Source organism: Nitrospirillum bahiense, from assembly GCF_007828025.1.
Lineage (GTDB): Bacteria > Pseudomonadota > Alphaproteobacteria > Azospirillales > Azospirillaceae > Nitrospirillum > Nitrospirillum amazonense.
Genome location: NZ_VITO01000022.1, coordinates 92,976 through 106,213, shown reverse-complemented (window position 1 = coordinate 106,213; position 13,238 = coordinate 92,976). Strand labels below are relative to the sequence as shown.

Below are 13,238 nucleotides of genomic sequence, written 5' to 3'. Positions count from 1 at the left end.
CCTGACACGGGTGGGCAGCTACCAGCTGACGGCCTACAGCGTCTGGCGTCCGGACTTCGCCGACCAGAAGCTGTCGGTGGAGGGCCAGGTGGGCTTCGGCTACAACCACTTCGACCAGCGCCGCGACATCGCCTTCCTGGGCGCGCGTGCCAACGCCAACTACGGTGGCGAGCAGTACCTGGGCAAGGTGACGGTGGGCTACGACCTGCCGCAGCAGGGGGCGTTCACCTTCACGCCGCAGTACAGCCTGCGCTTCGTGCGCCTGGTGAACCATGCCTACCAGGAACACGACGCCGGTCCGGCCGACCTGAAGGTGGATGTCCTGGGCACCAACGCGGTGACGCAGGAGCTGGGGCTGAAGGTGGACACGCAGTGGAACACGGGCGTCGGCCTGCTGTCGCCGGACCTGCGGGTGGCCTGGGTGCACGACTTCAAGGATGGGCCCATCCCGACCACGGGCGTGCTGGCCGGCGTGGCCTTCGCCAGCACCACCGGCCGGGTCAACACCGACGGCCTGGCCGTCAACCTGGGCGCCACCCTGCAGCAGAGCGAAGCCTTCAGCCTGCGCTTGGAGTACAACGGCGAGTACCGCCACGACTACCAGAGCCACGGCGGCGTCCTGCGCGCCAGCTGGAGCTTCTGAGGCCAGCAAGCGCATCCAACGAAAAGCCCCGCTGGAGCGATCCGGCGGGGCTTTTTGTTGGTGCGCCCAGCATGGGCGCGTTTTTGCGGGCCGCTGCCGCATAGCATAATGCCCAGCCCCACTGTGAACCGGCGCCGATAGGGGCCCCCGAGCTCGCTCGCACTCAACCTCGCTCTTCCGATTCCCCGGTGTTCCGCGATGAACCAAAAGAAAGCCCGGCGCCGCAGGGAGGCGGCGCCGGGTGAGAAGAGGACCGGGAGCAACGGGAGGGATTGCTTACCAGTCGGCCGATGCGCGGACACCGAAGGTACGCGGCGGGCCGAACTGCCAGTTCCAGATATTCGCTTGGCCGGGGACGACGGTGTTACCGGCGTAGGCGAGGGACCGGTAGTCCTCCAGATTCTGCACATACAGCTGAACGCTGTAGGCCTTGCTCTCAGGCTTGTAAGTCACGCTTAGGTCGGTCTCGGTATGCCCGACTTGATGGGAGTCGCTGTAATTGTAGAAGTCGAGATAATAGTCGCCCTTATATCGCGTATAGGCCGACGCAGTAAGACTGCCGGCAGTGCCGAGATGGAAGACGTGGTCGTAGCCCAATGTCAGCACCCATTCGGGCGCCTGGGGAAGGCGATTGCCGGACAAGTCGATGGTCGGCGCCTCGGCGCCTGATTCATTGTAATAACTGACACTGCCGAGGAATTTGTCGTATGTCGCGTGCAGCCAGTTCACCGAGGCGGAGATGGTGTCGTCGCGGGTCGGCCGCACCTTGCCCTCCACTTCGATGCCATAGATGGTCGCCTTGCCGGCATTGAAGGTCTGTGCGCCGGCGGCGGGATTGAGCAGCACGTCGTTCTGCAGGTCCTTGTAGTCGTAATAGAAGCTGGCGACGTCCAGCGTGTACTGGCTGTTGTCGCCGCGCGTCAGCTTCACGCCGCCCTCGTACGCCGTGTTGGTCTCCGGCCGGAACGAATTTCCCGTCCCGTCGAAGCCGCCGGCCTTGAAGCCGGTCGAAACCTTGCCGTAGATCAGTGTATCGGCGTCCAGCTTGTAGTTCAGGCCAGCCAGCCAGGTGAACTTGCTGCCTTCGTAATGCAGCGGCAACCGGCTGGCGCCGATCGAGCTGGCGATGCCGGACAGGTCCGTCGGGCCGGTGTTGTAGGCGCCGGTGCCGCCGGAGAAGACATAGTAGAACGGATTGAAATTCGCGAAGGTGGCCGTACGCACATCCGACGTGTAGCGGCCGCCGACCACGGCGGTCAGCGCATCGAAAAGCGGCACCTCGACTTGCCCGAAGCCGGACCAACTGCGGCTGTCGGTCGGGTGCTGGAAGTAGTTCACGTAGGAGCCCTTGTCGCCGACGAAGGGCGTGTAGAGACCGCCATTCGTGGCTTGCAACTCACGGAAATAGAAGGCGCCGCCCTGCCACAGCACACCGTCCCACACGCCATTGAAACGCAACTCGTGGCTCTGGGTTTCCACCGTCTCGTTGTAGTGCGTGAAGAGGAAGGCAGGCGCCAAGGTCAGGACGTTGGTGTCTGCCGTGGTGCGGTAGCCGCCGGTGTAGGTCACCGTGGCCGGCCCGAAATCATAGGCGATCTGCCCGCGCGCCGCGGTGGAATGCTGTTGCAGCCAGCCCACGCCCATCAGCGGTGAATCATAGGTATGGCGATTGATGCCGGACAGGGCATGGGTGTTCTGCGGTATGCAGGCCACGCTGCCGCCCGCGGTGCCCGCCGATACCCAGCCGTTGCCACAGGTGGTGGTGCTGGTGCCGGGGTTGTTTTGCGCGCTGGTCATATCGGCCCAGGCCTGGGAAGCCGGGATGATGTCCTGCACGATGCGCTCCACCGCCGCCTGGACGGTCAAGCCCTCCACCGGCTTCAGGACCAAGGTGACACGGCCAGCGTTGGTGTCGTCGGTGTCGCTGCGGTTGGCGCTGCTGGGGATATAGGCCGAGGTCGGGCTGAATGGCGTATTGGTATGCTCGTCATAGCCGTCGTGCGAGCGGTGGACGCCAGAGATGCGCAGACCACCCACGTTACCCAGCGGGATGTCGATGCCGCCCTCGACAATGACCTGGTCGTAGTTGCCGTAGGTCACCGCCGCGTTCCCGCCCCAGGTATCGCCGGGCTTGCGCGTAATGAAGTTCACGGCACCGCCCGTGGTGTTCCGCCCATAGAGCGTGCCCTGGGGGCCGCGCAACACCTCCACGCGATCGACGTCGAAGATCGCGGCGTTCAGAATGGTGGGGCGGTTGATGTACTCGCCATCGATATTGACGGCGATGGACTGGTCCTGGGCTTCGTTATTGCTGAGCGTGCCGATGCCGCGCACGCTGACGCGGGTATTGTTGGTGTCGTTGGTGATGTTGAGCGATGGCGCCAGCTTCTGCATCGACGTGAAATCGGTCACGCCCTTCTGTGCCAGCGCCTCACCCGAAACCACGGACATGGCAATCGGAACATCCTGCACGTTCTCTGCACGGTGCTGCGCGGTGACGATCACTTCTTGAAGAATATCGCTGTCGGCCGTCGGCACGCTCTGTGCGCGGGCGGCCGTGTTCAGGGCGCAGCCACACGCGCCGATCAGCAAAATGCCTTTCAGGAACATTTTCGACATAGGCAATCCCTCCCCGGTTTTTTTTGCGTAATGGTTCGACGGCAATGCGCTTTCCGAACCATGAAATTAGAATTCTAATTTCTAAAATGCTGCGCCTCCTGTCAAGGGCTTCCACATTCCTCCCCTGACAGGAAAGCGATTTAAGGCCTCTCAGCCTCTTCGGCCACGCGAAAATGCTTTCGGTCAGCCGGTTAGGCGCAGTTCGCCCGTTTAAAACCGGGATGGCTCTAGCGGCACCCTTACATTATAATAAGAACATTAATTCTATATAGACAAACCTATGGCGGGCGGACACCTTAGAACCGCCGCGGGTACCTGATGGCGGTGAGGCAATCAACAATTCCGGGAGGAAAAATCATGAATGCAGCCAAGGCTCTGAAGATCGCGGCGCTGACGCTGGTGGCGACGACCGCCAGCGCGCAAGTCATCGTGACGGTCAACTATCGGCCCCCTGAAACCGTGCAGCGCGTGGCCATCCCGGTAAACCCGGCGGAGAAGCGTCTCAAGGTGCTGATTATCAGCGGCCAAAACAGCTATGAGCATGACTGGACCGGCGTGAACAACATGCTGCGCACCCTGATGCAGGACACCGGCCGCTTCGACGTCCGAGTGACGGAGGACTTCGACCAGGGCACGCTGGAAATGCTCAAGGCCTATGATGTCGTGCTGCTGAACTATTCAAGCCGGTGGAATTACGCAGACGCCTCACAGCACCTCTGGTCCGACCAGGCGTTCAAAGCCCTCTATGACTATGTGCGTCAGGGCGGCGGCCTGGTCGCCTATCACTCGTCCTTCACCTGGGGCCGAGACATTCCAGAGTATCGGAAGCTGATCGGCGCGGTCATGACTCCGCATGACAGCCGCCGGTCACCGCCTGGTGCCTTCCCGGTCCACATCGTCGATCGCACCAATCCCATCACCCAGGGGATGCGGGAATATATCTGGACGTACAACGACGACATGTACACCAACATGCAGATGGATCCCGAGGTGAAGATTCACGTGTTGGCCACGGCCCACGATTCCTCTGCCAGCTACGCCCCCGAACTGGCCGGGCCGAAATATCCAGTCGCGGCCTATACTCCTGATAAGCTCAAGGCGATGAAGGGCATGGACGCCGACCATCCACAGGTCTGGACGGCGGACTATGGCAAGGGGCGCGTCTTCTCGATCACGCTGGGGCACGACGAGGTTTCACTGCATTTCGCAGGTTTGCAGACTTTGATGCTCCGGGGAACCGAATGGGCCGCCAGCGGTGCCGTCACGCTGCCGGTGCTGGAAGAGGCCAAAGACTTTCCGACCCACTGAATGGGTGCCCAACCCCTTCGGATCTAGGGGGTTGGGCACGCTTATGCGCGTAGGCTGGCCGTCCATGGCGTACGCAAGGTCTGACGCCAGCTCAAGCGGGAGGGCTAGGTCGTCGCGATAGACCCCGCCCAGGCGTTGTTCCAAGAAGCCCCAGTCGATCTCTCCACCAAGTGTGAACCGGCATCGAAGTGGGCCTCTTGGGAAAGGCGAGGCAACGGACAAGGCAGTTGAAGAGGTAAAAAAGAGCAACCGTCTGATCTTATTGAAATCAGCAGGGTCATTTATCTTGATGATTTACAGACCGCCGCTCCCCGAAAACTTCTTGAGCTTGCCGGTGGGCCGAACCACGCGACATTTCAAGTCGTTAAGGACCATGGCCATCACCTGTCCAGTGACAGCCAAGGATACCAACGCGGCGACGTCGGTACAGCCAGGATACCAACAATTTCGTACAGCGACCCTCGTTGGACCACCTGCGCTCGCCTACGACCCGGTGCGACGACGTACCAGAAATATCATGTAATTAAGGAGATGGTGGCCATTAGGCAAAGAAAAACCCCCGGAACCTTGCGGTTCCGGGGGCTCTATTGGCTCCCAGGGAGGGACTCGAACCCCCGACCCGGTGGTTAACAGCCACCTGCTCTACCGGCTGAGCTACCTGGGATCAGCGCGCCTGCTTCGTTTTCGTCTGACCGATCAGTCAGCGGCGCTGCGGTGGGCGGTGATATAGCAAAGCGTTTTTGGGATGGGAACCCCTTTGTTTGGCAAAATCGAAAAAAATATGACGGACCCCGGATGGAGAGGGGTGGAGGCGGGGTGCCTCCTTCGGGAAAGGCTTGGAAAACAGTCCTTTGCGGATGGTGGCCGAAGCAATGGATGATGGCGCATCGCCGGATAGGGGGTGAACCCCGGCGCCGTTTGCCGTATCCCTAGGGCCGATGCCCCATCAGGAATCCGAAAGCCCATGTCCGACCCCGCCCGCACGCCGCCATCGTCCGAGCAGAACCCGTGGACCGTGCTGTCGCGCGACCTGCGGTATGAGACCCCATGGCTGCGGGTGTTCCATCACGAGGTCCTGCGCCCCGACGGCAGCCCTGGCATCTTCGGCACGGTGGAGTTCGCCACCGTGGCGGTGGGCGTGCTGCCCGTGGCGGCCAACGGCGACACCTGGCTGGTCGGCCAGTGGCGCTTCGGTGCCGGCCGCTACAGCTGGGAAATGGTGGAGGGCGGCATACCCCTGGCGGGTCCCAAGGCGGTCGGGCCCCTGGCCGGCGCCGCCGAGGAACTGCGGGAGGAGGCGGGCTTGCGCGCCAGCCGCTGGCTGGAAATCCAGCGCATGGACATGTCCAACAGCGTGGGCAACGAGCATGCCCATCTTTACCTGGCCTGGGACCTGACCGAGGTGCCGGTGGCGCCGGATGAGACGGAGCAGCTGACCATCCGCCGCCTGCCCCTGCGCGCGGCGCTGGACATGGCGCTATCGGGCGAGATTCTGGACGCCATGACCATAGCCGCCCTGCTGCGGGTCCGCCTCATGCACCTGGAAGGCACGCTGCCACCCGATCTGGCGCCCCTGGTGGCGGCCGGGTTCGCCGGATAGGCGGCGGCCCTACCGGCGCTCCCGCGCCGCCGCTGCCATGATGGCGCGGCTGCGGCTGGTGGACAGCAGTGTGTTCACGTCCGGGGCCAGGCGGCGGCGCCAGTTCGGCCGCTCCCGGTCGGTGCCCGGCAGGTTCACCGCGTCCACCTCGCCGGCCAGGTCGTCAACCTGTGCCAGCATCAGGGTTGAGGGCGCCGCCGCGACGAAGGCGTGGATGGCCGCGGCCAGGGTGTCGTCCAGGTCTCCGTCCAGATCCCCGCCGTCGGTCAGAAGGCCCGCGCCCACCAGCTGGTCCAGCAGCCCGCGCTTCTCCTCCCGCCGGGCGGCCCGGGCCTGGGCCTCGCCCGCGTCGTCCAGCAGGCCCAGGGCGCGCTTCTCGGCAATGTCGGCCGCCATCCACCAGCCGGCCAGGGTGGGCAGGTCGTGGGTGGAAACGCAGGCGGCGGCGTTGGCCGGCCAGCGCGCCGGGTCGCGGAAACGCTCTCCCTCGCGCTCGAACCACAGCACGCGGTAGGACAGGATGCCGGCCTCGCCCAGCCGTTCGCGGAAGCCTTCGGGCACGGTGCCCAGATCCTCCCCCACCACGGCCACGCCGGCCCGCTGGCTTTCCAGCAGCGTGCGCGCCAGCAGCAGGTCGAACGGGGCCGCCACATAGGCGCCATCGCGGCCGGCAGCCCCCTTGGGCACCCAGAACAGGCGTTTCAGGCCCATGACATGGTCGATGCGGAGCAGGCCGGCATGGCGCATGTTGGCTGCCAGCAACTCCGCGAAGGCGGCGCCGGCATTGGCCTCCTGCGCCAGGGGATTGGGCGGCGGCAGGTTCCACACCTGGCCCTCGGCCGAGAACAGGTCCGGCGGCGCGCCGATGGACGCGTCCAGCGCGAATTCCGCCCTATTCCCCCAGGTCTCGGCCCCGTCGAAGGCGGCCCCCACCGCCAAGTCGCGGTATAAGCCCAGTTGCAGCCCGCCCTGGCGGGCGGCCTGGTCGGCTGCGGCCAGCTGGCGGTCGGCCAGCCATTGCAGCCAGAGGGGAAAGTCCATGCCCTCCGGGGCGACGGTGGCGTCCGCCACGCGCGCCACCTCGGGCCAATGCGCCCAAGGGCCGGTATGCATCTCGGCCAAGGCCTCGAACCGGGCGAAGCGCTGCAGGCTTTCGCCGCCCGCGTGGACGAAGGCGGCGAGGTCCCGCGCCAGCGCGTGGTCCGGCTGCCGCCGTGTCAGGTCGCGGAAGCCGGCATGGGCGGCGGCCAGGGCCTGGCGCTTCAGGGCCCACACCCCCGGATAGTCGATGGCGCGCCGGGCCGACAGCTGGTCCAACGACGCCCCCTCGGCCGCCATCAGGACGGCAGCGGCGCCCGCTGGATCGGCATCGCCCAGGGCGGCCAAGTCGATGTAGAGGGGGTCCAGGAAACGGCGATCGGACGGCTGGTAAGGACTGGCGCGGTCGCGGTCACCGTTGAACAGGGCGTGCAGGGGGTTGATACCGACGGTGACGGCGCCCAGCGCCCCCGCGCCGGCACCCAGCCGCGCCAGGGTGGTGAAGTCGCCGGACCCCTGGTCGCCCGCGCGTCGCAGGGCATAAAGATGGGCGCCGATGCCGAAGCGCGGCGCGTCGGCCAGGGCCGGCGGCAGGTAGGCCCGGGGCGGGGCGACCACCAGGGTGGCGGCGATCTCCGGCCGGTTGGCTAGGCAGAGCCGGTGCACGCCCGCCGGCAAGGCGTCCAACGTCACCTCCACCATCGTGCACCGGCGCCCGTCCGGGGCGGTGACGGGCAGGCGCCGGCCGTCCAACGTCACCTTCAAGGGCCGGGCCGTCCCATCCTCCAGCCGCAGCGCTAGGTCCAGCGCCGGCGTGTCCGGCAGGGGCACCACCAGGCGCAGCGGTCGTGCCGCCGTGCCCACCAAGGTGCGGGGCAGGGGACGGAACGGTCCCTCTTCGGACAGCCGTTCCAGCCCGTCGCGGACGGCGCCCAGGGTTTCCGCGTCCAGGCCCATGGCGCCCAGCAGCGCGCGCTTGGTCTGGTCGGGCACGGGGTGGTGGCCACCCATCTCGTCCCACCAGTCCGGCGCGATGCCGGCGGCGCGGGCGTAGCGGTCCAGCAGGTCGGCCGTGGGCGGGGACTGCCGGCGGCCTTCGTCGGCCGGCTGCTCCGCCAGGACCATTACGCTGCGCGGTCCTACCGGGAAGGGACCAGCGATGGGGGCATCGTCGCCGTCGACATCCGCCTCCGCCCCGCTGTCCAGCACTTGGCACCAGCCGTGGCCGGCGCGGTTCCACGGCGGGGTAACGGTCCGCGCCTCCCAGGCGCGGTTGACAATGACGGCCACGCGGTCGATGTCGCCCGTCCCGGCCGGTGCGGCGAAGACCGCGACCAGCGGGCCCTCGCCATCCCAGTCGCCGCCGGACAGCGCGTGCCCATCGGCGCGCAGCCATTCCACGTCGGGCACGCCGGCCGTATCCGGTTCACCGGTCAGGAAGTGGTCGGCGCGCAGGGCCGGATGGTCCTGGCGCAGGGCGATGGCGCGGCGGGTGAAATCGTACAGGCCGGCGTCGATGGCGCCATGGTCCAGCCAGTTCAGGCGGTTGTCCTGGGCGTAGGCGTTGTTGTTGCCGTCCTGCGTGCGTCCCGCCTCCGCCCCCATGCCCAGCATGGGCGTGCCCCGCGCCACCATCAGCGTGGCGATCAGGGCCCGCATGTCGCGGCGGCGGGCGGCGATCACGGCCGGATCGTCGCTGGGCCCCTCCACCCCATGGTTCCAGCTGGCGTTGTCGTCCGTGCCGTCGCGGTTGTACTCGCCATTGGCCTCATTGTGCTTGCCCTGGTAGCTCACCAAATCGGCCAAGCTGAAGCCGTCATGGGCGACGATGAAGTTGACGCTGCGCGAGGGGCGGCGCTTGGCCCCGAACAGGTCGGCAGAGCCCGCCAGGCGCGTGGCGAGAGCCCCCAGCTTATGGCCGTCGCCACGCCAGAAGTGGCGCATGTCGTCGCGGAAGCGGTCGTTCCATTCGCCCCAGCCGGCGGGAAAGCCGCCGGGACGGTAGCCGCCGGGGCCGATGTCCCACGGCTCCGCGATCAGTTTCAGGTCGCGCAACAGCGGATCTTGGGACAGGGCGGACAGGAAGGCGCCGTTGGGGTCGAAGCCGCTGTCCGTCCGTCCCAGGGTGGCGGCCAGGTCGAAGCGGAAGCCGTCCAGCCCAGCACGGGTCGCCCAGGTGCGCAGCGCGTCCAGCGCCAAGCGCATCAGGACCGGCCGCTCGACGGGCAAGGTGTTGCCGCAGCCGGTGTCGTTCACGTAATAGCGGCGATCATCGGAGCGCAGGCGGTAGTAGCTGGCGTTGTCCAGGCCGCGCAGGCTGAGGGTGGGGCCCAGCTCATCGGATTCGGCGGAGTGGTTCAGCACCACGTCCAGGATGACCTCGATGCCGGCGGCGTGCAGGGCCGCCACGGCGGCACGCACCTCCGCCCAGCCGCCCGGCGCCAGGCGGGGATCGGGGGCGCAGAAGGCGATGGGGTTGTAACCCCAGGCGTTGCTGAGGCCCAGGGGCGCCAGGTGGCGCTCATCCGCCCAGGCCATGGCCGGCAGGATTTCCAGGGTGGTGACGCCCAGCCGCTTCAGGTAATCCACCGCCGCCGGATGGCCCAGCCCGGCGAATGTGCCGCGCAGGTCCTCCGGCACCTCGGGATGCAGGGCGGTGTAACCCTTCAGGTGGCATTCGTAGATCACCGTGCGGCCCCAGGGCACGCGGGGGCGCGTCACCGGGCCGGGATCGAACGGCCCCTCCACCACCGCCTTGGGCACGAAGGGGGCGCTGTCCACCGTATCGGCGGTCAAGTCGGCGTCCAGCTCCCCCGGCTTGTGGCCGAATTGGGCGGGGTGGGGCAGGAAAGGCCCGTCCAGCCGGGTGGCGTGCGGGTCCAGCAGCAGCTTGGCCGGGTTGAAGCGATGGCCGGCGCGCGGGTCGAAAGGACCGTGGGCCCGCAGGCCATAGCGCTGCCCCGCGCGGATGCCGCGCACGAAGCCGTGGAAGACGTCGCCGGTGCGCTCCGTCAGGGCGACGCGGACGGTTTCCGTCACCGTGCCGTCGTCCGCGTCGAACAGGCACAGCTCGATGGCGGTGGCATGCGCGGAATATACGGCGACATTGATGCCGTGCGCCGTCAGGGTGACGCCCAGCGGTTCGGAGGTGCCGGGGCCATCGGCGGGGCGGCGGACGCTCACGATGCGCGGTTCCCCACCAGGTCGCGGTACAGGGCGGCGTAGCGGCGGGCCGGATTGGTCCAGGACACATCCGTCGCCATGGCGTTGCGGCGCAGGCGCTTCCACACCGTCTGGTCGGCATGCAGGGCGGCCGCGCGCTGGATGGCCCCCTCCAGCGCCAAGGTGGTGGTCGGTTGGAAGCGCAGGCCCGTGCCCACGCCGCTGGCCAGCGCCATCTCGTTGGCATCGATGACGGTGTCGGCCAGGCCACCGACGCTGGAGACGACGGGGATGGCGCCATAACGCAGGGCGTACAGCTGGGTCAGGCCGCAAGGTTCGAACCGCGAGGGCACGATCAGCGCCTCCGCCCCCGCCTGGATCAGATGGGCCAGCGGCTCGTCATAGCCGATGACGCAGCCGATGCGGCCGGGGTGGGCGGCGGCGGCGTTGCGGTAGCCGCGTTCCAGCGCCGCCTCGCCGGCGCCCAGCAGCACCAGCTGGCCGCCGGCTGCGATAAGGGTGGGGATGGCCTCCAGCAGCAGATCCAGGCCCTTTTGCCAGGACAGGCGGCTGACCACGCCGAACAGCAGGGCGTTGGGGCTGGTGGCGAGGCCGAACCGTTCCTGCAGGGCCGCCTTGGCGGCGGCACGACCCTTCATCTGCCTGGGCGAGAAGGGGGCGGGCAGGAAGGGATCGGCGGCCGGGTCCCAGATGGCGGTGTCGACGCCATTGATGATGCCGCTCAATTGCCCCGCCCGGGCGCGCAGCAGGCCATCCAGCCCCATGCCGGCGTCAGGGCCGCGGATTTCCTGGGCGTAGGTGGGGGACACGGTGGTGATGCGGTCGGCCAGCTGCAGCCCCGCCTTCAGGTAGCCCACCGCACCGTAATACTCGACGCCCTCCATGTTGAAGGCATGCGCCGGCAGCCCCAGGCGGGGCAGCAGCGTCGCTTCGAACTGGCCCTGGAAGGCCAGGTTGTGCACCGTCATCACCGTGGCCGGCCGCTGCCAGCCATCATAGACCAGATAGGCCGGGGTCAGGCCGGCCTGCCAGTCATGGGCGTGGACGATGTCGGGCTGGGGCACGCCGCCCCGGCCCAGGCCGATCTCCGCCGCGGCGCGCGCTAGTGCCGCGAAGCGCAGGGGGTTGTCCTGCCAGTCGCGCCCGTCCGGGCCGATGTAGGGGTTGCCCGACCGGGCATACAGGTGCGGAGCGTCCACCACGATCAGGTCCAGGCCGTGGGCCGTGCCGGCAACCAGCCGTGCCGGCCCGCCGAACAGCTCGGCGAAGGCATGAACCTCCCGCCCGTCCTGCAGGGACTCGGTCACGGCGGGGTAGCCGGGCACCAGGGTGGTGACGGCCACATCCTCGGCCGCCAGCGCCCCGGGCAAGGCCCCCACCACATCCGCCAGCCCCCCGGTCTTGATCAGGGGAAACACCTCCGAGGCGACCGAGAGCACGGAAATCGGCATGGGGCATCAGTCCTTCAGGCGATCAAGGGCAGGCGATCAGGGCAGGCAAATCAAGGCAGGCAAATCAGGCCAGGCGGTCGATCATGGCTTGGGTGATGAGGCAGGTGCCGCTGGCGCTGCGCCGGAAGCGGCGCGCGTCCTCCTCCGGATCCTCGCCCACCACCAGGCCGGTGGGGATGTGGACGCCGCGGTCGACGACGACGTTGGTCAACCGGGCCGACCGGGCGACATCGACATAGGGCAGCAGTACCGCGTTTTCCACCGAGGAGAAGGAATTGATGCGCACGCCGGTGAACAGCAGCGCCCGCTTCAGCGACGCGCCGGAGACGATGCAGCCACCCGACACCAGGGAGGAGATGGCCTGGCCGCGCCGGCCCTCCTCGTCATGGACGAACTTGGCGGGCGGCGTGATCTCGCTGTAGGTCCAGATGGGCCAGTCCTGGTCGTAAAGGTCCAGGCCCGGCACCAGGTCGGTCAGGTCCAGATTGGCCTCGGCATAGGCATCCACCGTGCCGACATCGCGCCAGTAGGGCTGGGCCTCGGAGCTGGAGCGCACGCAGGAGCGGGAGAAGTGGTGGGCCACCGCCTTCCCGTGCTTCACGATGTAGGGGATGATGTCCTTGCCGAAATCGCGGCTGGACCCCGGCGTGGCGGCGTCGCGGCGCAGCTGGTCGAACAGGAACTCGGTGTTGAAGACGTAGATGCCCATGGAGGCCAGGCAGCGGTCCGTGGACCCCGGCATGGTGGGCGGATCCTTGGGCTTCTCCACGAAGGAGATGATGCGGTCCTCCGCATCCACATGCATGACGCCGAAGCCCTTGGCCTCTTCCTTGCTGACCTCGAGGCAGCCCACGGTGACGTCGGCGCCGGAGTCGACGTGCTGCTGCAGCATCAACTCATAGTCCATCTTATAGATGTGGTCGCCGGCCAGGATGACCATGTAGCGGGGCTCATAGTCCTGGATGATGTCCAGGTTCTGATAGACGGCGTCGGCCGTGCCCTCATACCAATGCTCTTCCGACACGCGCTGGGACGCGGGCAGGATGTCGAAGCTCTCGTTCCGTTCCGGGCGGAAGAAGTTCCAGCCGTGCTGCAGGTGCCGGATCAGGCTGTGCGCCTTATACTGCGTGGCGACGCCGATGCGGCGGATGCCGGAGTTCAGGGCGTTGGACAGGGCGAAGTCGATGATGCGCGACTTGCCGCCGAAGTAGACCGCCGGCTTGGCCCGCCTGTCCGTCAATTCCATCAGGCGCGACCCGCGCCCGCCCGCCAGCACATAGGCCATGGCGTGTCGGGCGAGGGGACCGCGGCCGGCGTGACGATCGCTGGTTGCCCTATTGAAACGCTTCGCGGGTCCTGTCACGTTCTTCCTCCCTGGGGCGGCTATTCGCGCCGC

The 13,238-nt window shown here is 67.2% G+C and carries 6 protein-coding genes, 1 tRNA gene and 1 pseudogene; 3 read left to right on the top strand and 5 right to left on the bottom strand.

Annotated features, from left to right (window positions below; all coding sequences use genetic code 11):
- Positions 1 to 643: autotransporter outer membrane beta-barrel domain-containing protein (locus tag FBZ88_RS24740; RefSeq protein WP_342780202.1), on the top strand; the 643-nt coding region annotated here is incomplete at its 5' end.
- 276 nt (positions 644 to 919) lie between these two features.
- Here FBZ88_RS24740 and FBZ88_RS24735 read toward each other — a convergent pair.
- Entirely contained in the window at positions 920 to 3,262 is a 2,343-nt protein-coding gene (locus FBZ88_RS24735; protein WP_145619726.1) for a TonB-dependent receptor, read from the bottom strand.
- A gap of 357 nt (positions 3,263 to 3,619) precedes the next feature.
- On the opposite strand from FBZ88_RS24735, the gene FBZ88_RS24730 reads away from it, so the two are divergent.
- Positions 3,620 to 4,570: a ThuA domain-containing protein gene (locus FBZ88_RS24730; RefSeq protein ID WP_145619725.1), complete on the top strand. Its 951-nt coding sequence runs from the start codon at positions 3,620 to 3,622 to the stop codon at positions 4,568 to 4,570.
- A gap of 588 nt (positions 4,571 to 5,158) precedes the next feature.
- On the opposite strand, the gene FBZ88_RS24725 is transcribed toward FBZ88_RS24730, so the two are convergent.
- A tRNA-Asn gene (locus FBZ88_RS24725) sits at positions 5,159 to 5,234 on the bottom strand.
- 300 nt (positions 5,235 to 5,534) lie between these two features.
- Here FBZ88_RS24725 and FBZ88_RS24720 point away from each other — a divergent pair.
- Positions 5,535 to 6,170, top strand: coding sequence for an NUDIX hydrolase (locus FBZ88_RS24720; RefSeq protein WP_145619724.1), 636 nt, complete (start codon positions 5,535 to 5,537; stop codon positions 6,168 to 6,170).
- 9 nt (positions 6,171 to 6,179) lie between these two features.
- Here the strand turns inward: FBZ88_RS24720 and glgX are convergent, their stop codons facing one another.
- From glgX to glgC, 3 genes and pseudogenes are all read right to left on the bottom strand, one after another.
- Positions 6,180 to 10,391, bottom strand: a complete 4,212-nt coding sequence (glgX, locus tag FBZ88_RS24715; protein ID WP_145619723.1) for a glycogen debranching protein GlgX — start codon at positions 10,389 to 10,391, stop codon at positions 6,180 to 6,182.
- On the bottom strand, positions 10,388 to 11,842 hold the full coding sequence (gene glgA / locus FBZ88_RS24710; protein ID WP_145619722.1) for a glycogen synthase GlgA: 1,455 nt from the start codon (positions 11,840 to 11,842) through the stop codon (positions 10,388 to 10,390). The genes glgX and glgA overlap by 4 nt, the downstream gene beginning before the upstream one ends.
- 64 nt (positions 11,843 to 11,906) lie before the next feature.
- Positions 11,907 to 13,136, bottom strand: a pseudogene (glgC, locus tag FBZ88_RS24705) (glucose-1-phosphate adenylyltransferase); the annotation flags it as partial.
- Between the last annotated feature and the right edge of the window lie 102 nt (positions 13,137 to 13,238).

Bases quoted from the DNA above. Each gene is read 5' to 3' on its own strand.
- FBZ88_RS24735 (WP_145619726.1), bottom strand. From the start codon at position 3,262: ATGTCGAAAATGTTCCTGAAAGGCATTTTGCTGATCGGCGCGTGTGGC.
- FBZ88_RS24730 (WP_145619725.1), top strand. From the start codon at position 3,620: ATGAATGCAGCCAAGGCTCTGAAGATCGCGGCGCTGACGCTGGTGGCG.
- FBZ88_RS24720 (WP_145619724.1), top strand. From the start codon at position 5,535: ATGTCCGACCCCGCCCGCACGCCGCCATCGTCCGAGCAGAACCCGTGG.
- glgA (WP_145619722.1), bottom strand. From the start codon at position 11,842: ATGCCGATTTCCGTGCTCTCGGTCGCCTCGGAGGTGTTTCCCCTGATC.